Genomic DNA, 26,996 nt, shown 5'->3' with positions numbered 1-26,996 from the left:
TCTGCGAAGGCGCGCGATTTTATCAGGCTTGAGGGGCAGCGGCCATCCTCGGGCCGACGGGCAGGGCATATGAGTCTAAAAAAAACCGAATCGGCCCGGTAATGCACCGTATTAAGGTATAGCCTTGAATCCGCTATCGTTATGACAGTATGAAAACTTACCGAGACCCGTGAATGTTTTACCGGTCGCTGTGTCACAGCCTTGCCAAACCGAGATCACGCGGTCTGTTCCAGCCGCTAAATTTGTCGTTCGGGAATCTTCCATGCGTCTGTGTAAATTCTTTTTTGTAGGCTGTTTGTCGTTGGTCAGCCTGGCGAGTCATGCCGAAACCCTCAATGGCCTCTATCAAGTCCTCGAACCGGTCAGCAGCCAGTCACCTCAGGAGCGTGACCAGGCCACCCAGCGCGCTGTGCAAACCCTGGTCATTCGCCTGACCGGCGATGCCAAGGCCGCCGAGGGCCCAGGCCTGGCGGCGATCCGCAAGGACCCGCAACAAATCATCAGCCAGTACGGCTACGACGCCGGCCCGCCGGAAAGCCTGCAGGTGGATTTTGACCCGGTCAGCACCGATCGCGCCCTGCGTGATGCTGGCCTGGCGATCTGGGGCAGCAATCGGCCCTCGATCCTCGGCTGGTGGCTGAACGACTCTACCGAAGGCAGCAGCCTGGTCGGCGACGGCCAGGCGGTGGCTCAAGCGCTGCGCCGGGCGGCCCAGCACCGAGGCTTGCCGTTGCGCCTGCCGCTGGGTGACCTGGACGAACAGGTGGTCGCCACCGCGCCGAACCTGGAAAGTGCCGACGCCACGCCGCTGCGCGCCGCCTCCGAGCGCTACGGCGCCGATGCGTTATTGGCGGTGCATGCGCGCCAGGAGGGCAACCAGTGGCAGGCCAAATGGCGCCTGTGGCTGGGTGACAAGACCGAGCAGGGCAGCGTCCAGGGCGCTGACACTGGCGCGGTGGCTGATGCCGTGTTACTCGCCGTCAGCGAGAAGCTCGCGCCGCGCTTTGCGGTCAAGCCGGGGGTCAGCGCCGAACAGTTGCTGGAGGTGCAGGGCATGAACCTGGAGCGCTATGCCGTCCTGGGTCGTTTGCTCGAGCCCTTTGGTGGTCAGCCGCAGCGGGTAGACGGCACTCGTATTGTGTATCGCGTCAACGGCAGCGCCGATCAGTTACGCACCCAGTTGAGCCTGGCCAAGTTACAGGAAGTGCCGGCAGGTGAAGCCTCCGCCCCGCAACCGCCGGCCGATGGCGCACAACCGGCTGCCGCGCCTGAGCCCCAGGCGCAGTTACGTTTTCGTTGGTAAGTGGCCTGGCTTCTATATAGAAGCGGCAAGCAAATAACAGAGGAAGTGGTTCATGGCGGATACGCGTCGTTGGGTGTGGCTTGGCGGGATTGTCCTGCTGTGCGTTTTTGTGTTCTTGCTGCATTCGATCCTGACGCCATTTCTGGTGGCGTTGCTGCTCGCCTATCTGTTCGATCCGGTGGTGGATCGCCTGGAGAAGGCCGGCCTGTCGCGCACCTGGGGCGTGATCGCGGTGTTTGCCTTGTTCACCCTGATCATCACCGCGCTGGTGTTGGTGCTGGTGCCGATGCTGGCCAAGCAGCTGTATCGACTTTACGAACTGGCGCCGCAGATGCTCGACTGGTTGCAGCACACGGCGATGCCATGGGCCCAGGCCAAGCTTGGGCTGTCGGACGGGTTCTGGAAGTTCGACAAGGTCAAGGCCGCGATCAGCGAACACATGGACAAGACCACCGATATCGTCAGTATGGTGCTCAGCCAGGCCACCGCTTCCAGCCTTGCGCTGATCGGCTGGCTGACCAACCTGGTGCTGATCCCGGTGGTGGCGTTCTACCTGCTGCGGGACTGGGACATCATGATGGCCAAGATCCGCAGCCTGCTGCCGCGCGACCGCGAGGAGCGCATCGTGTCCCTGGCGGGCGAGTGCCATGAGGTACTGGGGGCGTTCGTGCGCGGGCAACTGCTGGTGATGCTGGCGCTGGGCATCATTTATGCCGCCGGCTTGATGGCGATCGGCCTTGAGCTGGGCCTGTTGATCGGCCTGATCGCCGGCCTGGCCGCGATCGTGCCCTACATGGGCTTCGTGATCGGCATCGGCGCGGCGCTGGTGGCGGGGCTGTTCCAGTTTGGCGGCGACCTGTATCCGATGCTGGGCATCGTCGCGGTGTTCATGGTCGGCCAGGCGCTGGAAGGCATGGTATTGACCCCGCTGCTGGTGGGGGACCGCATCGGCCTGCATCCCGTGGCGGTGATCTTTGCGATCCTGGCGGGCGGTGAGCTATTCGGCTTTACCGGCATCCTGCTGGCGCTGCCGGTGGCGGCGGTGATCATGGTGCTGGTGCGGCATGTTCACGATGTGTACAAGGATTCGGATGTGTACACGGGCGTTGAAGATCCCGATCTGTAATCGTGGCATCACAAACCCGGCGCATCGCCGGGTTTGTTGTTTAATGTGGCGGGCGCGTCAAACAATTCGCGCAAAACCAACAGGTTAACGCAAACCTTTGATTTTGCTTATGGTCTGCTGCATTGTGCGCCCGGCGCCACGCGTATAAACTTTGCAAACTTTACACAGAGGCCACTCACGGTTCGATGGGAGCCGTTCAGTCAGCATGAAACCGATTCAGCTGCCCCTAGGTGTGCGTCTGCGTGACGACGCTACCTTTATCAACTACTACCCAGGCGCCAATGCCGCTGCACTCGGCTATGTCGAGCGCCTCTGCGAAGCCGACGCCGGGTGGACTGAAAGCCTGATCTATCTGTGGGGCAAGCATGGCGTCGGGCGTACCCACTTGCTGCAGGCCGCGTGCCTGCGTTTCGAGCAGATGGGCGAGCCGGCGGTTTACCTGCCGTTGGCTGAGCTGATGGACCATGGTGTGGGGATCTTCGACAACCTCGAACAGTACGAACTGGTGTGTCTGGACGATTTGCAGGCCATTGCGGGCAAGGCGGACTGGGAAGAGGCGCTGTTTCATCTGTTCAACCGCTTGCGTGACAGTGGCCGCCGCCTGTTGATCGCCGCGTCTACGTCGCCGCGTGAACTGCCGGTGAAGCTGGCCGACCTCAAGTCGCGGCTGACGCTGGCGTTGATCTTCCAGATGCGGCCCTTGTCCGACGAAGACAAACTCCGTGCCCTGCAACTGCGCGCCTCGCGGCGCGGCCTGCACCTGACCGACGAGGTCGGGCACTTTATCCTCACCCGTGGCACGCGCAGCATGAGCGCGCTGTTCGAGTTGCTCGAACAGCTCGATCAGGCCTCGTTGCAGGCCCAGCGCAAGCTCACCATTCCCTTCCTCAAAGAAACCCTAGGCTGGTAGCCAAGCCTTGTGTTTTCAGGGCTTCGGCAAATTCCAGGCGTCAGAAAACCTGCGTTTTGGCCGGTTTGGCCACGCACAGGGCAGGTCTCTGGGATTAACGGCTTAGATGGCGTGGTCCAAACAGGAAGTCACAAAGAGTTCGATTGAATTTGCAAATCGATGTGATAGAAGGCATAGTCTCGCCTTCTTTACACATCAGCCACGGTCGTGCCCATGCTAAATCGCTTCGCACCCCTCGTGCCTCTCGCACTCGTTACCCTGTTGTTTGGTTGCGCCTCCCACCCTCAGCAGGTGGCAGAACAGCCCAAACCACAGGTTCAAAATCAGGCTAAATTCGTTGCTGCACAGTCTGCTTCTGTTTATGAAGAAGAGCTGGCAACCGAAAAAGAGCTGGCCGACTTCTCCGGCAGCAAGCCTTATCAGCTTCCCGTTCTGGCCGACAGCATTCTCGAACGCGGCATGTCCCTGATCGGTACCCGCTACCGTTTCGGCGGTACCTCCGAAGCCGGTTTCGATTGCAGCGGTTTTATCGGTTACCTGTTTCGTGAAGAAGCTGGCATGAATCTGCCGCGCTCCACCCGCGAAATGATCAACGTGAAAGCACCGTTGGTCGCACGCAACAACCTCAAGCCCGGTGATCTGCTTTTCTTTAGTACAGCCGGTCGCGGTCGTGTCAGCCACGCCGGTATCTACCTGGGCGATAACCAGTTTATCCACTCCAGCAGCCGTCGTAGCGGTGGGGTGCGGGTCGATAACTTGGGTGACAGCTACTGGAGCAAAACCTTCATCGAAGCCAAGCGTGCACTCGCCATGGCCCCGTCTACGGTTACCGCCAGTAAGTAAAGTTAAAGTGATACTTGAAGTTTGACGTGTAAGCGCTAGAATCCCTGGACATTGTTGTAATCCGTTCGCGCGAGCTTTGCTTGCGCGTTCTGGTTTTCAGCGTTCGGCAGCAAAAGCCGCATCCAGACCAGGATTGTTCTGCCCATGTCGACCTCGGCCCGCCTCTTTCTTCTCGTTTGCGCCGCGCTCCTCAGCGCCTGCGCAAGCCGTCCACCGCCGCCTGCTCCTGTAGCCGTCAAGCCTAAGCCGGTGTTCAACTATTCCACCCAGAATTTCTCCCCTGCCGCCGAAGACGTGCTCTTTCGCGCGCTGGGCCTGGTGGGCACGCCGTATCGCTGGGGCGGCAACACGCCGGACTCGGGCTTTGATTGCAGCGGCCTGATTGGCTTTGTCTACCGCGACGCAGCCGGTATCACCTTGCCGCGCACTACCCGCGAGTTGATCGTGATGCGTGCCCAGGACGTCAGCGAGCAGAACCTGCAAACCGGTGACCTGCTGTTCTTCGCCACCGGTGGTGGTTCGCGGGTGAGCCACGCCGGCATCTACGTGGGTGAGGGCCGTTTTGTGCACGCTCCGCAGACTGGCGGTACGGTGAAGCTGGATACGTTGTCGAAGGCGTATTGGCAGAATGCTTACCTGAGTGCCAAGCGCGTGTTGCCGGCAAACTTGGCGCGCAATCCCTGAATCAAACACCAAACCAAATGTGGGAGGGGGCTTGCTCCCGATAGCGGTGTATCAGTCACTATCTCCAGTGGCTGACACACTGCTATCGGGAGCAAGCCCCCTCCCACATTGTTTTGTGGTGTGCTTGAGAGGGTCTACTTGACCGCAGACACCCGCCACACCTTATTCCCCACATCATCGGCCACCAGCAAATCCCCTTGCTGATCGATCACCACGCCCACCGGCCGGCCCATGGCGTTCTCATCTTTATCGAGGAACCCGGTCAGCACATCCACCGGCTTGCCTTTCGGCTGCCCGCCCTCGAACGGCACGAAGATCACCTTATAGCCACTGTGCGGCTTGCGGTTCCATGAACCATGCTGGCCGATGAACGCACCGTTGCTGAACTGCGCCGGGAGTGTATTGCCCTGCGCGAATGTCAGCCCCAGCGACGCGGTATGCGGGCCGACCGCATAGTCCGGCGCAATGGCCTTGGCAACCAGTTGCGGGTTCTGCGGGGTGACGCGCACATCCACATGCTGCCCGTAATAGCTGAACGGCCAGCCATAGAATGCGCCGTCCTTGACCGAGGTGATGTAGTCCGGCACCAGGTCACTGCCGATTTCATCGCGCTCGTTCACCGCCGTCCACAATTTGCCGCTCTGTGGCTCCCACGCCATGCCATTGGGGTTGCGCAGGCCTGAGGCGAAAATACGATGCTGGCCCGTGGCGCGGTCCACTTCCCAGATCGCCGCCCGGCCTTCTTCGGCTTCCAGGCCATTCTCGCCGACGTTGCTGTTGGAGCCGACGCTGACATACAGCTTGCTGCCATCCTGGCTGGCGATCACGTTTTTAGTCCAGTGATGGTTGAGGCTGCCACCCGGCAAATCGACGACTTTGGTGCCGGCCGCCTTGATCGCGGTCTCCCCAGGTTGATAGGGGAAACGCAGCAACTTGTCGGAGTCCGCCACGTACAGGTCGTTGCCGACCAGAGCCATGCCGAAGGGCGAGTTGAGGTTTTCCAGGAACACCGTGCGCGTTTCGGCGACGCCGTCGTGATCGGCATCGCGCAGCAGGGTGATGCGGTTCGGGCTCGGCACACCTGCGCCCGCGCGGCCCATGACTTTCTCCATGACCCAGCCGCGCACGCCTTTGGCGTCATCGGGCTTGGGCGGTGCATTGGTCTCGGCCACCAGGATGTCGCCGTTGGGCAGCACATAGAGCCAGCGCGGATGCTCCAGGCCCTCGGCGAATGCGGTGACCTGGGTGCCGGCAGCGGCCGTTGGCTTGGCGCCGTCGGGCCAACCGACAGCCGGCGCGATGTTCACGGTGGGGATCAGCGTCTTGTTCGGTTCCGGCAACCTGGGCGAGGGCCCGGTGCCGTCGGCTACCTGCAGGGTAGAGCTTTCTCCACAGGCGGCGAGGGTGCCGGCGAGCATGATCAGTAAGGCAAGTCTGGTTTTGTGCATGGTGTTCTCCTGAATACCTGTAAGGGTAGAGAAGCACATCACCTTGATGGTTCAAGTACAGGGCCAGCTTTAATTGACGCTCCACCCCCAACCCACTAACCTTCGCGGCTTGTTCCAGGTGCTCTGTGGCGTATGCGTCGACAGAGTGAAACAGGGAAGCCGGTGAGTGAGCGCACTTGTACACAGTGCCGCCGCAATTCCGGCGCTGCCCCCGCAACGGTAAATGAGTCAAGACGGTGCTGTTGGCCACTGTATCGCAGGCGATATGGGAAGGCGCGCCGTTGGTATGCCCTACCTTTTTTTACAAAAGGTAGGGCGCCACTCATGAGCCCGGAGACCGGCCTGAAACATCCAACAGCATCACGGTGGGCGATGCTTGGCTGTCTGTTTTTCCTTTTTCCTGCCCGCCGTTTTTGTCCAGCCCCAACGGAGAGCTGCCATGACCGATACCCCCGACCGCGACGAACGCCACCTGGCGCGCATGCTGCGCAAAAAAGCCGTGATCGATGAACGCATCGCCAACTCGCCCAATGAATGCGGTTTGCTGCTGGTGCTGACCGGCAACGGCAAGGGCAAAAGCAGTTCGGCCTTCGGCATGTTGGCCCGGGCCATGGGGCATGGCATGCAGTGCGGCGTGGTGCAGTTCATCAAGGGGCGCAACAGTACCGGCGAAGAGTTGTTTTTCCGCCGCTTCCCCGAGCAGGTCCGCTTTCATGTGATGGGCGAAGGCTTCACCTGGGAAACCCAGGATCGCCAGCGCGATATCGCCGCCGCCGAAGCAGCCTGGGCGGTATCCCGGGCGATGCTCAATGACCCTTCCATCGGCTTGGTCGTGCTCGACGAACTGAACATCGCCCTCAAGCACGGCTACCTTGACCTCGACCAGGTGCTCGGCGACCTGCAGGCGCGCCCGCCGATGCAGCACGTGGTGGTTACCGGCCGTGGCGCCAAGCCTGAGCTGATCGAAATGGGTGACACCGTCACCGAAATGGGGATGCTCAAGCACGCGTTCCAGGCCGGTATCAAGGCACAGAAAGGCGTCGAACTTTGAATCAGCCCCGTCATTGCCCGGCCGTCTTGATCGCCGCACCGGCGTCCGGCCAGGGCAAAACCACCGTCACCGCCGCGTTGGCGCGTTTGCACCGCAACCTGGGGCGCAAGGTGCGTGTATTCAAATGCGGGCCGGACTTCCTTGACCCGATGATTCACGAACGCGCCAGCGGCGCGCCGGTGTATCAATTGGATATGTGGATGGTGGGCGAGCAGGAAAGTCGTCGTTTGTTGTGGGAAGCAGCGGGGGAGGCCGACCTGATCCTGATCGAAGGCGTAATGGGCCTGTTCGACGGCACCCCGTCAAGCGCCGACCTGGCGCGGCATTTCGGCGTGCCGGTGCTGGCAGTGATCGACGGCACGGCCATGGCGCAGACCTTTGGCGCCCTCGCGTTGGGCCTGGCGCGCTACCAGCCGGACCTGCCATTCGCCGGCGTACTCGCCAACCGCGTCGGCACGCTGCGCCATGCGCAGTTGCTGGAAGGCAGCCTCACCGAGGGATTGCGCTGGTACGGCGCGCTGTCGCGTGAAACCGGTATCGAATTGCCCAGCCGTCACCTGGGCCTGGTGCAAGCCAGCGAACTCAATGACCTCGACCTGCGTCTGGACGCTGCCGCCCAAGCGTTGGGCAGCAGTTGCGAAGTCGCCGTGCCGCCACCGGTGACATTTGCCGCGCCGCAGGTGATCACCGCCGAGCCGTTGCTCGCCGGGGTACGCATTGCGGTGGCCCGTGACGAAGCCTTCGCGTTTACCTACGGTGCCAGCCTCGACTTGTTGCGCGCGATGGGCGCCGAGTTGCGTTTCTTTTCACCGATCCATGACGGCGCATTGCCTGAAGCCGACAGCCTCTATCTACCCGGCGGTTACCCGGAGCTGCATCACCGGGCCCTGTCGCAAAACACACCGATGCTCGCCGCCATCCGCGCTCATCATGTAGCCGGCAAGCCCTTGCTCGCCGAATGCGGCGGCATGCTGTACCTGCTGGACTCGCTTACCGATGTCGACGGCAACCGCGCCGAACTGCTCGGCCTGCTGCAGGGCGATGCAGTGATGCAAAAGAAATTGGCAGCGCTGGCGCTGCAAAGCGTCGAGTTGCCCGAAGGCACATTGCGCGGGCACACCTATCACCATTCCCTGACCAGCACCGCATGCGAGCCGATCGCCCGTGGCATGAGCCCCAATGGTGGGCGCGGGGCTGAGGCGGTCTATCGGCAGGGGCGGATGACCGCGTCCTATGTACACTTTTACTTTCCGTCGAACCCGGCGGCGGTGGCCGCACTTTTTGTGCCAGGCCTTGAAGCCGCTATCGGGGGCAAGCCCCCTCCCACCCTTGAAATGCATTCCCCTGTGGGAGGGGGCTTGCCCCCGATGACGCCATGACCGACAACGCCTTCCCCGAGGCCGACCGCCAAGCCGTCTACCGCGCCATCGCCGAACGCCGCGACATGCGCCACTTCAGCGGTGGCAGCGTCGCGCCTGAGTTATTGCAGCGCCTGCTCCAGGCTGCCCACCAGGCACCCAGCGTCGGCCTGATGCAACCGTGGCGCTTTATCCGTATCAGCGACCGTCAATTAAGAGGGCGCATTCAACAACTGGTCGAAGAAGAGCGCCTGCGCACCGCCGAGGCCTTGGGCGAGCGCTCCGATGACTTCATGAAGCTCAAGGTCGAAGGCATCCACGACTGCGCCGAAGTGCTGGTGGCAGCGCTGATGGACGATCGCGAGCGGCACATCTTCGGCCGTCGCACCTTGCCGGAAATGGACATGGCGTCGTTGTCCTGCGCGATCCAGAACCTGTGGCTGGCGGCCCGCGTCGAGGGGTTGGGCATGGGCTGGGTGTCGCTGTTCGAACCCCAGGCCCTGGCCGACCTGCTGGGTTTGCCGGCGGGCGCCAAACCCCTGGCGGTGCTGTGCCTGGGACCGGTCGCCGAGTTCTATCCGGCACCGATGTTGCAGCTCGAAGGCTGGACTGAGCCGCGGCCATTGAGTGACATGCTGTACGAAAACCTGTGGGGAGTGAGTCAATGAGTGTGGCCTTGCTGTGTGTTGCCGCAGTGGCGCTGGATGCGCTGCTGGGCGAGCCCAGGCGCTGGCATCCGCTGGTGGCGTTCGGCAATTTTGCCGGGCGCATCGAACAGCGTTTCAATTCAGGCGGTCGTGGCTGGCGCAGCCATGGCGTAACCGCGTGGTTTATCGCGGTGGTGCCGCTGACCCTGCTGGCCACCGCATTGTCCTGGGCGCCGTACATCGGTTGGGTGCTGGAAATCCTGGCGTTGTACTGCGCCCTGGGCATGCGCAGCCTGGGGGAACACGTGATTCCGGTCGCCCAGGCCCTGCGCAGTGATGACCTGGAAGAGGCGCGCCGGCGCGTGAGTTACCTGGTCAGCCGCCAGACCAGCGAGCTGGATCGCACCGAGGTCGCTCGCGCGGCCACCGAGTCGGTGCTGGAAAACGGCAGCGACGCCGTGTTCGCCGCGCTGTTCTGGTTCGTAGTCGCCGGCGTGCCGGGCGTGGTGCTCTATCGCCTGAGCAATACCCTTGATGCCATGTGGGGCTATCGCAACGAACGCTTCGAACGCTTCGGCTGGGCGGCGGCGAAGATCGACGATGGGCTCAACTATATTCCTGCACGCCTGGTGGCCTTGACCTACGCGTTGCTGGGCAAGACTCGCCTGGCGCTCAAATGCTGGCGCACCCAGGGGCCGACCTGGGACAGCCCCAACGCTGGCCCGGTGATGGCCGCTGGCGCCGGTGCGCTGGGCGTCGAACTGGGTGGCGCGGCGATTTATCACGGCGAGGTGCACCAGCGCCCGCCATTGGGCGAAGGCCCGCCGGCTGACGCTGACGCCATCGACCGAGGCTGGCAACTGGTGCAGCGCGGCGTATGGTTGTGGCTGCTGGTTCTGTGCGCGGGGGCGCAATTTTATGCTTGAACACGGTGGTCGGCTGCGTAAGGCGGCAATTGAATACGGCATCGCGGAGGCGGATTGGCTCGATTTGTCCAGTGGCCTGGCGCCCTGGCCGTGGCCGATCCCCGAGATTCCCTTGCGCGCCTGGGCACGGCTACCGGAAGCCGATGACGGCCTGGAAAAAGCCGCCAGCGACTACTATGGCGCGGCTCACGTGCTGCCGGTGCCGGGCTCCCAGGCCGCGATTCAGTTGCTGCCGCGCCTGCGTCGTTCCGGCAAGGTCGGCGTACTGTCGCCGTGCTACGCCGAACACGCCGAAGCCTGGCGTCGTGCCGGTTATGTGGTGCGCGAAGTGCAAGAGCAGGAAGTCGATTTCTTTCTCGACGGTCTCGACGTGCTGGTGGTAGTTAATCCGAATAACCCCACCGGCTTGAGCCTGGCCCCGGAGCGCCTGCTCGACTGGCATACGCGGCTGGCCCAGCGCGGCGGCTGGCTGGTGGTGGACGAAGCCTTCATGGACGTGACGCCGCACTTGAGCCTGGCCAGCCACACCCAGCAAGTCGGCTTGATCGTGCTGCGCTCATTCGGCAAGTTCTTCGGCCTGGCCGGCGTGCGCCTGGGCTTTGTGCTGGCCGAGCGCCGGTTGCTCAAATTGCTCGCCGAACAGGTCGGGCCCTGGGCGGTCAGCGGGCCGACACGGGTACTCGGCCAGGCATGCCTGCGCGACAGCGCTGGGCACGCTCGCCAGCGCACGCGTTGCATCGAGGCCGGCCAGCGCCTGTCTGACCTGCTTGAGCGCCAGGGTTTTCAACCCCAGGGTGGCTGCGCCTTGTTTCAGTGGTTGATCACCCCGCACGCCGAACGCTTGCACGAATTCATGGCCCAGCGCGGCATTCTGCTGCGCCTGTTCGTTCACGACAGCAGCGTGCGTTTCGGTCTGCCCGACAGCGAGGCCGATTGGCAGCGTCTTGAGACGGCACTGGCCGCCTACAAGGAAGCGACATGACTACGTTGATGGTGCAGGGCACCACCTCCGACGCCGGCAAGAGCACGCTGGTGACCGCGCTATGTCGCTGGCTGGTGCGCCAGGGGGTTGCAGTGGCACCGTTCAAGCCACAGAACATGGCGCTCAACAGCGCAGTGACCGCCGAAGGCGGCGAGATCGGCCGCGCCCAGGCGGTCCAGGCGCAGGCCGCCAACCTGGCGCCCCACACCGACATGAACCCGGTGCTGCTCAAGCCCAACAGCGACACCGGTTCCCAAGTGATTATCCATGGCCGCGCCGTGACCAGCATGAACGCGGTTGCCTACCACGACTACAAAGCCATCGCGATGCAGGCGGTGCTGGCCTCCCACACACGGTTGAGCCAGGCCTATCCGGTGGTGATGGTCGAAGGCGCGGGTTCTCCGGCCGAGATCAACCTGCGCGCCAATGACATCGCCAATATGGGCTTCGCCGAAGCCGTGGATTGCCCGGTGCTGTTGATCGCCGATATCAATCGCGGCGGGGTGTTCGCCCATCTGGTCGGTACGCTGGAATTGTTGTCCCCCAGCGAACAGGCGCGGGTCCGGGGTTTTATCATCAACCGGTTTCGCGGGGATATCGCGCTGCTGCAACCGGGGCTGGATTGGTTGGAGGCGCGTACCGGTAAGCCGGTGGTGGGCGTGTTGCCCTACGTGATGGACCTGCACCTCGAGGCCGAAGATGGCATCGACCAGCGCCAGACCGACAAGGCCGCCCAGGTGCTCAACGTGGTGGTGCCGGTGCTGCCGCGCATCAGCAATCACACGGATTTCGACCCGCTGCGCCTGCATCCCCAGGTGAACCTGCAATTCGTCGGGCCGGGTCAGCCGATCCCGGCCGCCGACCTGATCATCCTGCCGGGGTCGAAAAGTGTACGCAGTGATTTGGCGTACTTGCGTGCCCATGGCTGGGATACCGCCGTGGCGCGGCATTTGCGCTATGGCGGCAAGGTGCTGGGGATTTGTGGTGGCCTGCAGATGCTCGGCGAGCAGGTGCATGACCCGCTCGGCCTGGAAGGGCCCGTCGGCTCCAGTGTTGGCCTGGGGCTGCTGGCGTTCAGCACGACGCTTGAGCAAGAGAAGCAATTGCGCAATGTGCGCGGGCGTTTGTTGCTGGAGGATGCCGAGGTCAGCGGGTATGAGATCCATGCGGGGGTGACGGCCGGCCCGGCGCTGGCGAATGCCGCCGTGCGGCTCGACGACGGGCGCAGTGATGGCGCGCAGAGTGCAGACGGGCAGATTCTCGGTACTTATCTGCACGGGCTGTTCGAGACACCGGCGGCGTGCAGTGCACTGCTGCGCTGGGCGGGTTTGCAGGACGTGCAGGCAGTCGACTATCACGCCCTGCGTGAGCGGGATATCGAGCGCTTGGCGGATCTGGTGGAAAACCATCTGGACACTGAATTGTTGCGTCGTTTGTGCGGACTCTGACGGCATGTACACAGGGCCAATGTGGGAGGGGGCTTGCCCCCGATGACGGTGTATCAGTCGATGCATCAGTGTCTGAAGCGCCCTTATCGGGAGCAAGCCCCCTCCCACAATGGGCAGTCTTTCGGCTGACTGGAAAAGGTAGTGGCTCATGCATCAATTGATTCTCGGCGGCGCCCGTTCGGGCAAAAGCCGTCTCGCTGAAACACTCGCCGGCGCCAGCGGTTTACCGGTGACGTATATCGCCACCAGCCAGCCGCTGGACGCTGAGATGAACCAGCGCGTTGCCCTGCACCGTGCGCGTCGCCCCGAGCACTGGGGCCTGATCGAAGAGCCCATCGAACTGGCGCGGGTGTTGCGCGACAACGCCGCTGCCGAGCGTTGCCTGCTGGTGGACTGCCTGACCTTGTGGCTGACCAATCTGCTGATGTTGGAAGATCCCGAGCGCCTTGCTTCGGAGCGCGACCAGTTGCTGGAAACCCTGGCTGCACTGCCGGGGCAGATCATTTTTGTCAGCAACGAGACCGGACTGGGTGTCGTGCCGCTGGGCGAATTGACTCGCCGTTATGTGGATGAAGCCGGTTGGCTGCATCAAGCCTTGGCCGAACGGTGTCAGCGCGTAGTGCTGACGGTTGCCGGCCTGCCCCTGACTTTGAAAGGTACTGCGTTATGACGGATTTCTGGTGGCTCAACCCCTGCAAGGCCATCGACGCCGCTGCGCAAGCACAGGCGTTGGCGCGTCAGCAGCAGTTGACCAAACCCGCCGGTTCGCTCGGCCAGTTGGAAGCACTGGCAGTGCAGTTGGCCGGGTTGCAGGGCCGGGTCAAACCGTCGGTGGAGCAGCTGTGGATTGCGATTTTTGCCGGCGACCATGGCGTGGTCGCCGAAGGTGTGTCGGCGTTTCCCCAGGCCGTGACCGGGCAGATGCTGCACAATTTTGTCAGCGGTGGCGCGGCCATCAGCGTATTGGCTCGCCAGCTGGATGCGCAGTTGGAAGTGGTCGACCTCGGCACGGTCTCGCCCTCCCTGGATCTACCCGGCGTGCGCCACCTGAATATCGGCGCGGGCACGGCCAACTTTGTCCATGGCCCGGCGATGACTCAGGTGCAGGGGCGCCAGGCCTTGCAGGCCGGCCGAGACAGCGCACGCCGCGCTCTGGAGCACGGCGCACAGCTGTTTATCGGTGGTGAAATGGGCATTGGCAACACCACCGCCGCCAGCGCGTTGGCGTGTGCGCTGCTCGATTGCCCGGTGAGTGACCTGACCGGTCCGGGCACGGGGCTGAATGCCCAAGGCGTCAGCCACAAGGCGGCAGTCATCGAGCGCGCCGTGAGCTTGCACGCGGCCCAGCGCGACGACGCGTTGCAGACGCTGTTCAACCTGGGGGGCTTTGAAATTGCCGCGCTGGTCGGTGCCTACCTGGCCTGCGCCCAGGCAGGCATCGTGGTGCTGGTGGACGGGTTTATCTGCAGCGTCGCCGCGCTGGTGGCCACGCGCTTGAATCCGGCCTGCCGCGACTGGCTGGTGTTCGGCCATCGTGGCGCCGAACCGGGCCATCGTCACGTGCTGCACAGTCTCGACGCACAGCCGCTGCTGGACCTGGGCCTGCGCCTGGGCGAAGGCAGCGGTGCGGCGCTGGCGGTGCCGTTGCTGCGCCTGGCCTGTGCGTTGCACGGCCAGATGGCGACGTTCGCCGAAGCCGCCGTGGCGGATCGCCCTGCATGACCTTGCGCCTGGACCTGCTGCGCCACGGTGAAACCGAGCTGGGCGGCGGCCTGCGCGGCAGCCTGGATGATGCCTTGACGACCAGGGGCTGGGAGCAGATGCGCGCCGCCGTGCTGGGGCAGGGGCCGTGGGACCGGCTGATCAGTTCGCCGTTGCAACGCTGTGCGCGCTTTGCTGAGGAATTGGGCGGGCGTCTCAACCTTCCAGTCAGTCTGGAAAAAGACCTGCAAGAGCTGCACTTCGGCGCTTGGGAAGGGCAGAGCGCGGCGGCGTTGATGGAAACCGACGCCGAGGGCTTGGGCTTGTTCTGGGCGGACCCCTACCGCTTTACGCCGCCAGAAGGCGAGCCGGTGGCGGCGTTTTCCGACCGGGTGCTGGGCGCCGTCTTACGTCTACAGCAGGCCTATGCCGGTGAACGCGTGCTGTTGATCAGCCACGGTGGCGTCATGCGGCTGTTATTGGCGCGCGCGCGCGGCCTGCCGCGTGAGCACTTGCTGAATGTCGAAGTCGGTCATGGCGGGCTGTTCAGCCTGCAAGTGGCCACCGATGGCACGTTGAAGGAAGGGGCCTGAACATGCTGCCATTCTGGATCGCCCTGCAGTTCCTGAGCAGTCTGCCAATACGCCTGCCAGGCATGCCGCAACCTCAGGAACTGGGGCGTTCGTTGCTGTTTTACCCGGTGGTCGGCCTGCTGTTTGGCCTGCTGCTGTGGGGCCTGAACAGCCTGTTGACGGGCGCGCCATTGTTGCTGCACGCCGCGCTGCTATTGACCGCCTGGGTGCTGCTCAGCGGCGGCCTGCACCTGGACGGCCTGGCGGACAGTGCCGACGCCTGGCTCGGCGGCTTCGGCGACCGCGAACGCACCCTCAGCATCATGAAAGACCCGCGCAGCGGGCCGATTGCCGTGGTAACCCTGGGCCTGGTGTTGCTGCTCAAATTCACCGCGCTGGTGGCCCTGATCGAGCAGCATAATGGCGCCGCGCTGATTCTCGCGCCATTGATCGGCCGGGCTTCGATGCTGGCGCTGTTTCTCACCACGCGCTATGTGCGTGCCGGTGGATTGGGTCAGGCGCTGTCGGATCATTTACCGAGGATTGTCGGCCAGCAGGTGCTGATCCTCAGCGGACTGGCCTGCATCCTGATCGGTGGTTTCAGCGGTGGGATAGCGGTACTGCTCGCGGCGGGCTGTTTTATCGGCTTGCGCCATATGATGATCAGGCGTCTGGGTGGCACGACCGGCGATACCGCCGGTGCCCTGCTGGAATTGCTCGAGGCGGCCGTGTTGATCGGGCTGGCGCTGTAACACCTTCTTGCATTTGCTTAACTCCGGGTATATACACGCTCTATGCTTGCCTCCCAATGTTTGTGCACCAACCTGCGACGCGCCGCCCGTGGCGTCAGCCGGTACTACGACGGCGCCCTCGACGGCTTCGGGATCAACGTTGCCCAGTATTCCTTGCTGAGCAACCTGCAACGTCTCGATCAGCCGAGCATTTCCAGCCTGGCAGAAGCCATGGGCCTGGACCGCAGCACCTTGGGGCGCAATCTGCGCGTACTGGAAGGTGACGGCCTGGTCCGGTTGGTCGAAGGCGATGACCTGCGCAACCGCCTAGTGCAGTTGACCGAGGCCGGTCAGCAACGGTTGGCTGCGGCCTTGCCGGCATGGGAAGCGGCGCAACAGAAATTGATCGATCAACTGGGCGCCGAAAAGCGCGAAACGTTGTTGGCCTTGCTGGATGAACTCGCCTGAACGGCGGTTCGTTCGACTATAAGCGGGTATATACCCGCGAGCGGAGAATAAGAAATGACCTCGATGTGGCGCAGCAGTGGCTGGGTTCTTGTGGGGAGTGCGCTGATCCTGGCGTTGTCGTTGGGCGTGCGGCACGGCTTTGGCCTGTTCCTGGCACCGATGAGCAGCGAATTTGGCTGGGGGCGCGAGACGTTCGCCTTTGCTATTGCCTTGCAGAACCTGATCTGGGGTCTGGCGCAGCCGTTCACCGGGGCCCTGGCTGACCGCTTCGGTGCGACCAAGGCGGTGTTCGTCGGCGGCGTGTTGTACGCCGTGGGCCTAGTGCTGATGGGCATGTCGGACTCTGCGTGGTCATTGTCCCTGAGCGCGGGGTTGCTGATCGGCATTGGCCTGTCCGGCACGTCGTTTTCAGTGATCCTCGGTGTGGTCGGCCGCGCCGTACCAGCGGAAAAACGCAGCATGGCCATGGGCATCGCCAGCGCCGCCGGCTCCTTTGGCCAGTTCGCCATGGTGCCAGGGACTCTCGGCTTGATCGGGTGGCTGGGCTGGTCTGCGGCGCTGCTGGCGTTGGGCTTGATGGTCGCGCTGATCCTGCCGCTGGTGGCCATGCTCAAGGACCGGCCACTGCCGACCACGGTCGGTCAGCAAACCCTGCGCGAAGCGTTGAAGGAGGCGTGCTCCCATTCCGGGTTCTGGCTGCTGTCCTTCGGCTTTTTCGTCTGCGGTTTCCAGGTGGTGTTTATCGGCGTGCATCTACCGGCATATCTGGTGGACCAGCATCTGCCGGCTACCGCTGGCACTACGGTGCTGGCGTTGATCGGGCTGTTCAATGTGTTCGGCACCTACACGGCCGGCTGGCTGGGTGGGCGCATGTCCAAGCCGCGCTTGCTCACCGGCTTGTACCTGTTGCGCGCGGTGGTGATTGTGCTGTTCCTGTGGGCGCCGGTCACCGAAGTCACGGCTTACCTGTTTGGCATGGCAATGGGATTCCTGTGGCTGTCTACCGTGCCGCTGACCAACGGCACTGTTGCGACCTTGTTCGGTGTACGCAACCTCTCGATGTTGGGCGGAATTGTGTTCCTGTTCCATCAACTCGGTTCGTTCCTCGGTGGCTGGTTGGGTGGGGTGGTCTATGATCGAACCGGTAACTACGATTTGATCTGGCAGGTGGCGATTCTGCTCAGCCTGCTCGCGGCGGCCCTGAACTGGCCAGTGCGTGAACGGCCAGTGGCGCGCGTGCAGGCGCAAATGGAGGCGGCATGAGTGCAGCACTGCGGTGCACGGCCCTGGTGACAGGGCTGGTGTTGTTGCTGTTGGCCTGGTGGGGCTGGCAGCGTGGCGGCCTGGCGTTGATGCAGTTGGGCATGGCGATCTGTTAAGTTCTATGTCTGAACCCATGCAAGGACTTTTCCCATGTTGATGCGCTGGCTCGCTGTACCCATCCTGATGGCTGCTGGCAGCGTGGCCCTGGCGGCCAGTTGCCCGCCGTTGCTGGAGGGCCAATTGCCCAAGCTGCGGGCCAAGGAATCCATTGACCTGTGCCAGCGTTTCGCGGGTAAGCCCCTGGTCATCGTCAACACGGCGAGCTTCTGCGGCTTCGCCCCGCAATTCAAAGGCCTCGAAGCGTTGTACCAGCGCTATAAGGGCCAGGGCCTGGAGGTGATTGGCGTGCCGTCCGACGACTTCAAGCAGGAAGCCAAGACCGGCGAAGAAACCGCCAAGGTCTGCTACGTGAACTACGGCGTGACCTTCACCATGACCGAACCGCAGAAGGTCAAGGGACCGGACGCGGTCAATTTGTTCAAAGTGCTGGCGCAACAGACCGACGCGCCGCCGAAGTGGAACTTCTACAAGTACGTGGTGGATCGCCAGGGCAACGTCATCGCCAATTTTTCCAGCCTGACCAAGCCTGACAGTCCGGAGTTGATCAAGGCGGTAGAAGAGGCGTTGGCGTCCAAACCCTGATCGCCGCTCATTGAAAAGCCCCGCCTCCTGTACAGGAGAGCGGGGCTTTTTTATACCGCAACCAATCAGAAGCGGTAGGTCATGCCCAGGCCGAAACCGTTGGCACTGTTTTCATACTTGGCGTTGTAGCTGGCCAATTGGTTGGAGCGTGCAACCTTGACGTCCTCTTCCTTCAGGTAGGAGTAGGCCACGTCGATGGTCATGTTCGGCATGACCTCGTAGCCCAGGCCCAGACTGAAGATGGTGCGGTCGCCGGTAGGAATGCGCGGCGAGCGGTCAGTGTTGTTGGTCGGCGACTGATCGAACGTCAGGCCGGTACGCAGCACCACTTGCTTGGTCAGCTGGTACGAAGTACCCAGGGCGTAAGCCCAGGTGTCGTGCCAGTTCTGGTCTTCCTTGATGGTGCTTACCAATGCTGGGGCCAGTGCGCCACCGGTTGCGCCGGTGACACCGTCGTTCTTGACGGTGATGTCTTTCAGGCGGCTCCAGCGGGTCCAGGTTGCACCGGCGTAGAGCTTCCACGCGTCGGTCAGGTCTTGGGTCACCGACAGGTCGTAGGACTCAGGCGTATCGATCTTCAGCGAAGCGTCGTAACGGTTGCTGCGCAGGAACGGAGAGGTCGCGGTCGGCGCGGTGACTTCGGTGTGGCCCTCCAGCTTGTAGCTGACCTTGGAGTGATAGGTCAGGCCGACGCGGGTGGTATCGGTGGCTTGTACCAGCACGCCGACGTTGAAACCCAGCGCGGTGTCGTCACCCTTGATCTTGATATTGGTGTCCGGCGCGGCAGGGTTCAGCGTGATGTCCGATTCCAGGGTACCGCCAATGCGGTTGATGGTCGGGCCGAAGCCGACGGACACGCGATCGTTGAAGGCGTAGCTGACCGTTGGTTGCAAGGTGATGACTTTCACTTCGCTCTTGCTGCCAAAGCCACGGCCCTGGAAGCCGCTTTCGTAGTCGGTTATCAGGCCGAACGGCGCATACACGCCAAAGCCGACAGCCCACTGGTCGTTGAGCTTATTGGTGTAGAACCCAAAAGGTACGGCGGTGAATGGCACCATGTCGCCTTTGTTGCTGCCGCGAGAGCGACCGCTTGTGTCGCTGAGATCGGTAGAGGCATCGATGGCTGCGACACCGCCGGTGATCTGCTGGCCGTTCAGGCGAGCCATACCGGCAGGGTTACCGTAGACAGTGCTTGCGTCATCGGCAGAAGAGGAGCGACCTGCGAAGCCAGTACCCATTCCGCTGACACTCTGTTCGTTCAGGGCGAAGCCGCTGGCGAACAGTTGGGAGGAGGCCATGGCAACGGCGAGGCTAAGTGTGGTCTTGAGCATTACTTTTTTCATTATTAGAACTCCGTGTGATCACCGCTGCGGAAAGTATCAATAAATTTAACATCGCGCTATAGGCTGTAATGCAGGAGATAGAGCGGTTTTGTAGGACAATCCGACCAGATTTCCGGTTTTTTGGCGAATCTTGCAATTTGCCCGGTCAGCAGGCCACCTGTTTCATTGGGCTGACACAGCTTTGCCAGGCCTGTGAGAAATCTCGCAGGCGGCCTTGAGGGTGAAATATTTCTTTCCAGATACGTGCCATCGCCAATACATCGCCGGGCGCGGGCAAGGCAGGACGGTGTTGTTCCACCAGCAACCAGGCGATTGCCGTGGCGTAACGCAGGTTCACCGTCAGTTCCAACTGGGGCGCAGTGAGGAACGCATGTTGGCTGGCCAACCCGCGCACCAGGCTCGCACGTTCAGGGTCGAGTGCCAGGTAGGTATCCCAGAGGGCGCGATGACGTGGTTCGGTGATGCTGTAGAGGCCATGGCCGCGTCGATCATGCAAGGCCGAGCCCAGTTCCGACTGGCTGGCGGCGATGCCCAGCAGCAGGGCTTCGGCGGTCGGGTTATGGCGGCCGAGGTACAGCAAGGTCGGCCTGATCACATAACGACACAATTCGCTGGCGGCAATACCCATACAAACCTCAGTAAGTGGGAATGAATGACGAGCCTGAGAAGGAGGGCTTGGCAGCGGTGGATCGGATCTCAGGCCCGTCGCAAGCGGATCATGCCGCTTGAGTTGAAGTGTAGTGTCATATTCATCCTGTAAAGGACTGTTTTTAAAACATCTTCTTTATCTGGTTATAACGTTTATATCTATTCGTGCTTAGTAAAAAATTCCGCGAGCAAATTCCAGGCAATAAAAAACCCTGTTTTTCAGACAGGGTTTTTGTGTTTCAGCGACTCGGGTCGATCAGGCAATCAGTGCCTGACGGGTACGCTCGATCACGGCCTGCAGCGGTTCTGCGCTGGAGTATTGATCGGGGTACAGGCGTTCGCTGTGACGTGCGATGCCGTGTTCGTTGACCAGGGTGAAGCTGAAGCAGCCTTTGCGAGCGGCCATGATCAGGCAGTTCATTGGGGCAAAAGCGTTGGTGAGGGTGCGGATGGCATCCTGAGTGTGGATTTGAGCGTTCATATTATTGGTGTTCCTACAAATGACACGGATAAGAACCGTGCAACGTTAAAACGTTCCAGAAACGCTGATCACCATTGATCAAACGAAAGAACCTAGTCTGGAACAAAGCAGCCAGTTTGAAGCGCTATTGAATTAGGCGCGCTTGGGCTGGCAGGTAGGTACTTAGGAGGGCAGGCAACACAACAGGGGCAAAGGTTCTGGGCCCAGGGTGAAGATCCTGATCAATTTGCAGGTTGGTTCGGTCAGAGTATGCAGACTTCGCGGCACCCTTTGCTTGTTCAAAGGCAGTGTCGTCGCAAGTGATACCTGGAAACCATCGAGGTGGTCGATCCCATGAAGTTCTAGGGATATGTCGACCAGAATTGACTTTCAGCTTGGTACTAACGCTGCGGATAGTAACGGATCGAAACAAGGAAAGGAAGTGCCTTGGCAAAAAAACCATCAGCCGTCCACTGCCCAGCTTCCCGGCAGTAACATTTCCCGAGTGTGTCGGATCAAAAAATGCCAGCGATATAACCGTTGGCTGGGTACTTGTGCACATTAGTCGCAGCGTCGGTAACTTCCCTGGCAACAGCCCGCAAGCCTGCTCGTTTGCCTGCAATCAAAATTTAAGTCAATGAAAAATCTGGCTTTTTTTTATTGGTGAAAAAATCGTCAGTTTGACTGCGGCCCCCATGCCATGGGCCTTTGCGCGAGTTAAAGGCGGGTTGTCCACTGAGTTATCCACAGCTTCTGTGGATTGTCCCAAGCGCTTGCTCTAGAACGGGCGTGCCGGGTTTTTTCAGCTTTACCTGTACGAAAAAAAGAGTAGAGTGGCGCGCCTTCCGTCCTGCCCCACAGTGCTTTATGAAGTTTCGCTCAGTATCACCTTCTGTTACCGACAATCCCCAGACTGTTACCGTGCCCAAGCGCTTTTCTTTGAAAGTCGCCTTGTGGCTCCTCGACAGCCCGCGCCTGGGACAAAGTACCAACGTCAAGCACCTGGCTGGCCGCCTGCTCAAGCAGCCTGCCCGCGAAGGCGTGGTGGCCGCGCAGAGCCGCCTGGGCCAATTGATGTGCCGTGAATGCGAAAATGCCCGCGACCGGCGCATCGGCCAGGATCTGTTGCGTTCGGCGGCCCGCGCCGGCGACCGTCGCGCCCAGCGCGAACTGGGCCAGGTCGAAGACTGAGCTGTCCTCCCGGGCATTGCTTAGTTAACCTTGCTCTTTTTTGGTGATGGCAGAAATGGCTATGGTTTTCGACTGGACCAGTGTCGCCCTCGGGCTTGCTGGCGCCGCGCTGCCGTTATTGGCGTTGTGCTGGCAGATTCAACGACGGCTGACCGCGCGCACCACCGGCTGGGAACTGCTGGAAGAGCGCCTGGCGACCGCGCAATTGGCCCAGGAAGGGCTTGCTGCCCAACTGGACGCCAGCCGCGACGAGATCAGCGATCTGAGCCACGCCAATGCCGCCAAGCAGGCCGACCTGGCTGCGGTGCGCCGCGAAGTCGAGCTGTTGCAGATCGACCGCGATAACGCCCGCGACGCCGCCCACGCCTGGAACCTGGACCGCAGCGCCAAGGAAACCGAGCTGCGCCGGCTTGACGCCTTGGCCGCCGCCTTGCGCGCCGAGCTGCGTGAACAGCAGGACAGCCATCAACAACGCCTCGCCGATCTGCAGGGTTCCCGGGACGAGCTGCGCGCGCAGTTCGCCGAATTGGCCGGGAAGATTTTCGATGAGCGTGAGCAACGCTTTGCCGAAACCAGCCAGGAGCGCCTGGGGCAACTACTGGACCCGCTCAAGGAACGCATCCAATCCTTCGAGAAGCGCGTTGAAGAAAGCTACCAGAACGAAGCTCGCGAACGCTTTTCCCTGGCCAAAGAGCTTGAACGCCTGCAGCAATTGAACCTGCGCCTGTCGGACGAAGCCACCAACCTGACCCGCGCCCTCAAAGGCCAGAAAACCCAGGGTAACTGGGGCGAGCTGATCCTAGAGCGGGTGCTGGAGCATGCGGGCCTGGAGAAAGGCCGCGAATACCAGACCCAGGTCAGCCTCAAAGGCCCGGATGGCGAACGCTTCCAGCCCGACGTGCTGATCATGTTGCCGGGCGACAAGCAGGTGGTGGTGGACTCCAAGGTCAGCCTGACCGCCTATCAGCAGTACGTTGCGGCGGATGACGAAGTGATTGGCCAGGCGGCGTTGAAGCAGCATGTGCTGTCCTTGCGCAATCACGTCAAAGGTTTGGCCAGCAAGGATTACAAGCGCCTGGAAGGTTTGCACAGCCTGGATTTCGTGCTGCTGTTCGTGCCGATTGAGGCGGCGTTTTCCGCGGCGCTGCAAGCCGAGCCGAACCTGTTCCAGGAAGCCTTCGACCGTCATATCGTGATTGTCAGCCCCACCACCTTGCTTGCCACCCTGCGGGTGATCGACAGCCTGTGGAAGCAGGAACGCCAGAGCCAGAACGCCCGGGAAATCGCCGAGCGCGCCGGTTGGCTGTATGACAAGTTCGTGTTGTTTATCCAGGATCTGGACGAAGTGGGTAACCGCTTGCAGCAGTTGGACAAGGCTTACAGCGCGGCGCGTAACAAGCTGACCGATGGACGCGGGAATCTGGTCAGTCGCACCGAGCAACTGCGCCTGCTGGGCGCGCGTGCCAGCAAAAGCCTGCCGGCGGATTTGCTCGAACGCGCGATGACCGATTCGGATGGCGTGGCGCATTCCCCTGAATAAACATGATCAAAATGTGGGAGGGGGCTTGCCCCCGATTGCAGTGTGTCAGTCAACAAATCCATTGCTGATGCACAGCCATCGGGAGCAAGCCCCCTCCCACATTTTTTACCGAGTACATCCCGCCTACAGAGGCAGGTGCCTACTTAGCAGCGCCCGCAATGCCGCCGGCTTCACCGGCTTGGCCAGGTAATCCAGCCCCGCTCCATGCACCTGCGCCACCATCTCCGGGCGCCCGTCTGCACTGATCACTACGCCGGGAATCGGCTCGGCCAATTGCGCCCGCAGCCAACTCATCAGTTCGGTGCCGGTTTCGCCGTGGTCCAGGTGATAATCCACCAGCGCCAGTTGCGGGCGCATGCCTTCGGCCAACAGGGCCGCGCACTCGGCCTGGCCGGTAGCGGTCCAGACTTCGCAGCCCCAGCGCGTAAGCAGGCTGCGCATGCCGATCAGGATACTTTCCTCGTTGTCCACACACAGTACCCGTGCGCCGCTCAAGGGCACACCGTTTTCTACGGTGGCCTTCGGCTGCGGGCTGACCTGGCTGCGCGCCAGCGGCACACGCACGCTGAACACGCTGCCTTTGCCCGGCCATGAGCGTACGTTCAGGCGGTGGCCCAGCACGCGGCACAGGCCGTCGGCGATCGCCAAGCCCAGGCCCAGGCCTTTTTCGGCGCGGGTCTGGTGGCTGTCGAGGCGCTTGAACTCTTCGAAAATCACTTTCTGTTTATCCGGCGGGATGCCAGGGCCACGGTCCCAGACCTCCAGGCACAAATGGCCCTGGCGCCGACGCACGCCCAGCAGCACCGGGCCATCGGCATAGCGGAAGGCGTTGGTCAGGAAATTCTGCAGGATTCGTCGTAACAATTTGATGTCGCTGTCCACCCGCAGGCGACTGCCGCGCAAACGGAAGCGCAAGCCCTGTTCATGGGCGAGTGCCTTGAATTCGGCGCCCAGGGTGTCGAATAACTCGTTGAGGACAAACGGCTGGCGTTGGGGATTGATCTTGCCGTTTTCCAGGCGCGAGATATCCAGCAAGTCGCTGATCAAGTCCTCGGCCGAGCGCAGTGAACTGTCCAGGTGCTGCACCAGTTGCCGGGCCTCGCTCGAGAGGCCTTCATGCTGGTGGGAGAGGGCGGCGGAGAACAGCCGCGCGGCGTTCAACGGTTGCATCAGGTCATGGCTGACGGCCGCCAGAAAACGGGTCTTCGACTGGCTGGCGGACTCGGCCACGCCCTTGGCCTCGGTCAGCGCGACGTTGAGTTGCGACAGTTCATGGGTGCGCTCGGTCACCCGTTGTTCCAGGCCTTCATTGGCCTCGGTCAGCGCTTGTGCGGCTTCGCGGAACGCGGTGATGTCGGTGAAACTCATGACGAAACCGCCACCGGGCATCGGATTGCCGATCAGCTCGATCACGCGTCCGTTGGGGAACAAGCGCTCGGAGGTATGCGCACGGCCCTGGCGCATCCAGTGCAGGCGTCGCGCCACATGCACTTGGGCTTCACCGGGGCCACACAGGCCGCGCTCGGCGTTGTAGCGAATAATGTCGGCAATCGGCCGGCCGACACTGATCAAGCCGTCGGGGTAGTTGAACAGCTCCAGGTAGCGTCGGTTCCAGGCCACCAGCTTGAGCGACTGGTCGACCACGCTGATGCCCTGGGTGATGTTCTCGATCGCGCCTTGCAGCAGGGCGCGGTTGAACTGCAGCACCTCGGACGCTTCGTCGGCGATGCGTACTACGTCCTCCAACTGCATTTCCCGCCCTTCAATCGCCGCTTTCACCACTGCTCGCGTCGAGGATGCACCGAGCACGCCCGCCAGCAAGCGCTCGGTGTGGGCGATCCAGTCGTTGTCGGCATTCTGATTGGGGTTGAAGCCTTTGCCCTGGCGATAGGCGAAACGAATGAAGCTCTGCTGCGCCCGTTCTTCGCCGACAAAGCGCGCGGACAGGCTGAGCAGGTCGCTGATCTGTACCGACAACATGGAGCGGGTGCTGGTGCGCTGGCTGGTTTCCTGGCCGATGAAGCGGCCGGCCTGCCAATGCTCGGACACCCGCGTGCGCGACAGCATCGACACCCACACGAACAGCGTGAAATTACCGGCAAGCGAGAATACGGTGCCCAAGGTCAGTGAGGTCACGGAAAACCCGAACGGGTGCGAGTGCATCCAGGTCAGGCCGGGGAAAATGCTCAGCGACCAGCCCAGGCTTTTCGCGGTAACCGGTAGGACCAGGGTGTAGAACCACAGGAAGGTACCCGCCGCCAAGCCCGCAAAAACCCCGCGCCGGTTGGCCTGCTTCCAGTAGAGCGCGCCGAGCATCGCCGGTGCCAGCTGGGTCACGGCGGCAAAGGCGATCTGGCCGATGGTCGCCAGGCTTGCGGTGGAGCCCAGCAGCCGGTAACTCACATAGGCCAGCAACAGGATGATCACGATGCTGACCCGGCGCACCGACAGCATCCAATGGCGGAACACTTCAAAGGGCCGTTCGGCGCTGGAGCGGCGCAGCAGCCAGGGCAGCAGCATGTCGTTGGAGACCATGGTCGACAAGGCGATGCTGGCCACGATCACCATGCCGGTGGCCGCCGAGGCACCGCCGATGAACGCGAGTACCGCGAGGGCCGGGTGGGCTTCGGCCATCGGCAGGCTGATCACGTAGGAGTCCGGCAGCACCGAACCGGGCAACAGCATCTTGCCGCCCAGGGCGATGGGCACCACGAACAGCGCGGCGAGGATCAAATACGCCGGGAACACCCATTTGGCCAGGCGCAAGTCCTGCGGGTCGATATTCTCCACCACCGTCACATGAAATTGCCGGGGCAGGCAGATGATCGCCATCATCGCGACGCCGGTCTGCACCACCATCGACGGCCAGTTGATGGTCTCTTTCCAATATTCCTCCAGGCGCGGTGCAAGCATCGCCTGGCTGAACAGATCGCCGAAACCGTCGTACAGCCCGTAGGTCACAAACGCACCGACCGCCAGAAACGCGAACAGCTTGACCAAGGATTCAAAGGCAATCGCCAGCACCATGCCCCGGTGGTGTTCGGTGGCGTCGAGGTTGCGCGTACCAAACACGATGGTGAACAGCGCCAGCACCAGCGACACAATCAGCGCGGTGTCCTGGGCCCGGGTGCCCGTGGTGTCGGGCCCGGAGCCGATCAACAGGTTCACGCCGAGCACGATGCCCTTGAGCTGCAGGGCGATATAGGGCAATACGCCAACCAGGCAGATCAACGCGACCACGACCGCCAGGGATTGGGATTTGCCGTAGCGCGCGGCGATAAAGTCGGCGATGGAGGTGATGTTTTCCTGCTTGCTGATCAGAATCATCTTCTGCAGCACCCAGGGCGCCAGCACCAGCAACAGCACCGGTCCCAGGTAGATCGGCAAGAACGCCCAAAGCTGTTCGGCAGCCTGGCCTACGGCGCCGAAGAAGGTCCAGCTGGTGCAATACACGGCGAGCGACAGGCTATAGACCCACGCACGCACGCGCGGCGGCAGCGGCGCATGGCGACGGTCACCGTAAAAGGCGATGGCAAACATGATGGCCATATAGGCCAGGGCAACGGCGGCGATCAGCCCGCTGGACAGCGTCATGGTAACTCCGAGCATAGAAACACCGGGCATTCCGGACCCGGTTGGACAGTCTCGCAT

25 protein-coding genes and 1 riboswitch are annotated in these 26,996 nt (G+C 62.1%); of the genes, 20 read left to right on the top strand and 5 right to left on the bottom strand.

The genetic code is table 11. The features are described 5' to 3' along the window. Positions 1-262 precede the first annotated feature (262 nt). From C4J91_RS19545 to C4J91_RS19525, 5 genes are all read left to right on the top strand, one after another. Complete coding sequence (locus tag C4J91_RS19545; RefSeq protein WP_124363830.1) at positions 263-1,303, top strand: DUF2066 domain-containing protein; 1,041 nt, start codon at positions 263-265, stop codon at positions 1,301-1,303. 52 nt (positions 1,304-1,355) lie between these two features. Further along, positions 1,356-2,429, top strand: coding sequence for an AI-2E family transporter (locus C4J91_RS19540; RefSeq protein WP_124363829.1), 1,074 nt, complete (start codon positions 1,356-1,358; stop codon positions 2,427-2,429). 205 nt (positions 2,430-2,634) lie between these two features. Further along, positions 2,635-3,339, top strand: a complete 705-nt coding sequence (hda, locus tag C4J91_RS19535) for a DnaA regulatory inactivator Hda (protein ID WP_124363828.1) — start codon at positions 2,635-2,637, stop codon at positions 3,337-3,339. Between the two features lie 213 nt (positions 3,340-3,552). Continuing rightward, positions 3,553-4,182: a C40 family peptidase gene (locus C4J91_RS19530; protein ID WP_124363827.1), complete on the top strand. Its 630-nt coding sequence runs from the start codon at positions 3,553-3,555 to the stop codon at positions 4,180-4,182. Positions 4,183-4,326: 144 nt separating this feature from the next. After that, on the top strand, positions 4,327-4,866 hold the full coding sequence (locus C4J91_RS19525; RefSeq protein WP_124363826.1) for a C40 family peptidase: 540 nt from the start codon (positions 4,327-4,329) through the stop codon (positions 4,864-4,866). A 134-nt stretch (positions 4,867-5,000) separates the two neighbouring features. Here C4J91_RS19525 and C4J91_RS19520 read toward each other — a convergent pair whose 3' ends face one another. Further along, positions 5,001-6,314, bottom strand: a complete 1,314-nt coding sequence (locus C4J91_RS19520; protein WP_124363825.1) for a sorbosone dehydrogenase family protein — start codon at positions 6,312-6,314, stop codon at positions 5,001-5,003. A 99-nt stretch (positions 6,315-6,413) separates the two neighbouring features. Next, positions 6,414-6,675, top strand: a riboswitch (cobalamin riboswitch). 78 nt (positions 6,676-6,753) lie between these two features. Between C4J91_RS19520 and cobO the strand changes: the two genes are divergently transcribed. The 13 genes from cobO (at position 6,754) to C4J91_RS19455 (ending at position 18,163) form a co-directional block, all read left to right on the top strand. Further along, positions 6,754-7,365: a cob(I)yrinic acid a,c-diamide adenosyltransferase gene (cobO, locus tag C4J91_RS19515; RefSeq protein WP_124363824.1), complete on the top strand. Its 612-nt coding sequence runs from the start codon at positions 6,754-6,756 to the stop codon at positions 7,363-7,365. Then, positions 7,362-8,744, top strand: coding sequence for a cobyrinate a,c-diamide synthase (locus tag C4J91_RS19510; protein WP_124363823.1), 1,383 nt, complete (start codon positions 7,362-7,364; stop codon positions 8,742-8,744). Before cobO ends, C4J91_RS19510 begins: the two co-directional genes overlap by 4 nt. Beyond that, complete coding sequence (gene bluB / locus C4J91_RS19505; RefSeq protein ID WP_124363822.1) at positions 8,741-9,391, top strand: 5,6-dimethylbenzimidazole synthase; 651 nt, start codon at positions 8,741-8,743, stop codon at positions 9,389-9,391. Before C4J91_RS19510 ends, bluB begins: the two co-directional genes overlap by 4 nt. Beyond that, positions 9,388-10,296: an adenosylcobinamide-phosphate synthase CbiB gene (gene cbiB, locus C4J91_RS19500; RefSeq protein WP_124363821.1), complete on the top strand. Its 909-nt coding sequence runs from the start codon at positions 9,388-9,390 to the stop codon at positions 10,294-10,296. Before bluB ends, cbiB begins: the two co-directional genes overlap by 4 nt. Then, a complete protein-coding gene (gene cobD / locus C4J91_RS19495; protein ID WP_124363820.1) occupies positions 10,289-11,278 on the top strand; it encodes a threonine-phosphate decarboxylase CobD in 990 nt (329 codons plus the stop codon). The genes cbiB and cobD overlap by 8 nt, the downstream gene beginning before the upstream one ends. After that, entirely contained in the window at positions 11,275-12,726 is a 1,452-nt protein-coding gene (locus C4J91_RS19490; protein ID WP_124363819.1) for a cobyric acid synthase, read from the top strand. Before cobD ends, C4J91_RS19490 begins: the two co-directional genes overlap by 4 nt. A 148-nt stretch (positions 12,727-12,874) precedes the next feature. Continuing rightward, a complete protein-coding gene (cobU, locus tag C4J91_RS19485) occupies positions 12,875-13,396 on the top strand; it encodes a bifunctional adenosylcobinamide kinase/adenosylcobinamide-phosphate guanylyltransferase (protein ID WP_124363818.1) in 522 nt (173 codons plus the stop codon). Next, entirely contained in the window at positions 13,393-14,448 is a 1,056-nt protein-coding gene (gene cobT, locus C4J91_RS19480) for a nicotinate-nucleotide--dimethylbenzimidazole phosphoribosyltransferase (protein ID WP_124363817.1), read from the top strand. The genes cobU and cobT overlap by 4 nt, the downstream gene beginning before the upstream one ends. After that, positions 14,445-15,020: an alpha-ribazole phosphatase family protein gene (gene cobC / locus C4J91_RS19475; RefSeq protein WP_124363816.1), complete on the top strand. Its 576-nt coding sequence runs from the start codon at positions 14,445-14,447 to the stop codon at positions 15,018-15,020. The genes cobT and cobC overlap by 4 nt, the downstream gene beginning before the upstream one ends. 2 nt (positions 15,021-15,022) lie before the next feature. Continuing rightward, positions 15,023-15,751, top strand: coding sequence for an adenosylcobinamide-GDP ribazoletransferase (locus C4J91_RS19470; RefSeq protein ID WP_124363815.1), 729 nt, complete (start codon positions 15,023-15,025; stop codon positions 15,749-15,751). A gap of 42 nt (positions 15,752-15,793) precedes the next feature. Next, positions 15,794-16,198, top strand: coding sequence for a MarR family winged helix-turn-helix transcriptional regulator (locus C4J91_RS19465; protein WP_124363814.1), 405 nt, complete (start codon positions 15,794-15,796; stop codon positions 16,196-16,198). A gap of 54 nt (positions 16,199-16,252) precedes the next feature. After that, positions 16,253-17,461 carry an MFS transporter gene (locus C4J91_RS19460; RefSeq protein WP_124363813.1) on the top strand — a complete coding sequence of 403 codons (1,209 nt, stop codon included), beginning with the start codon at positions 16,253-16,255 and terminating at the stop codon, positions 17,459-17,461. Positions 17,462-17,611: 150 nt separating this feature from the next. Then, positions 17,612-18,163: a glutathione peroxidase gene (locus C4J91_RS19455; RefSeq protein ID WP_124363812.1), complete on the top strand. Its 552-nt coding sequence runs from the start codon at positions 17,612-17,614 to the stop codon at positions 18,161-18,163. A gap of 65 nt (positions 18,164-18,228) precedes the next feature. Here the strand turns inward: C4J91_RS19455 and C4J91_RS19450 are convergent, their stop codons facing one another. The 3 genes from C4J91_RS19450 to C4J91_RS19440 form a co-directional block, all read right to left on the bottom strand. After that, entirely contained in the window at positions 18,229-19,506 is a 1,278-nt protein-coding gene (locus C4J91_RS19450; protein WP_124363811.1) for an OmpP1/FadL family transporter, read from the bottom strand. A 145-nt stretch (positions 19,507-19,651) separates the two neighbouring features. After that, positions 19,652-20,134: a hypothetical protein gene (locus tag C4J91_RS19445; protein WP_124363810.1), complete on the bottom strand. Its 483-nt coding sequence runs from the start codon at positions 20,132-20,134 to the stop codon at positions 19,652-19,654. A 276-nt stretch (positions 20,135-20,410) separates the two neighbouring features. Next, positions 20,411-20,635, bottom strand: a complete 225-nt coding sequence (locus tag C4J91_RS19440; RefSeq protein WP_010208698.1) for a hypothetical protein — start codon at positions 20,633-20,635, stop codon at positions 20,411-20,413. 846 nt (positions 20,636-21,481) lie between these two features. Here C4J91_RS19440 and C4J91_RS19430 point away from each other — a divergent pair. Beyond that, entirely contained in the window at positions 21,482-21,805 is a 324-nt protein-coding gene (locus tag C4J91_RS19430; RefSeq protein WP_124363809.1) for a sel1 repeat family protein, read from the top strand. A gap of 175 nt (positions 21,806-21,980) precedes the next feature. After that, on the top strand, positions 21,981-23,345 hold the full coding sequence (gene rmuC, locus C4J91_RS19425; RefSeq protein WP_164484589.1) for a DNA recombination protein RmuC: 1,365 nt from the start codon (positions 21,981-21,983) through the stop codon (positions 23,343-23,345). 123 nt (positions 23,346-23,468) lie between these two features. Here the strand turns inward: rmuC and C4J91_RS19420 are convergent, their stop codons facing one another. Further along, the gene (locus C4J91_RS19420; RefSeq protein WP_124363808.1) at positions 23,469-26,939 is read right to left on the bottom strand and encodes a hybrid sensor histidine kinase/response regulator; all 3,471 of its coding nucleotides are present in this window, start codon (positions 26,937-26,939) and stop codon (positions 23,469-23,471) included. Between the last annotated feature and the right edge of the window lie 57 nt (positions 26,940-26,996).

Source organism: Pseudomonas sp. R3-52-08 (assembly GCF_003851745.1).
In the GTDB taxonomy this organism is placed as follows: domain Bacteria; phylum Pseudomonadota; class Gammaproteobacteria; order Pseudomonadales; family Pseudomonadaceae; genus Aquipseudomonas.
The sequence above is the reverse complement of the archived record's forward strand: the minus strand, read 5'-3'. Positions and strand labels throughout refer to the sequence as shown.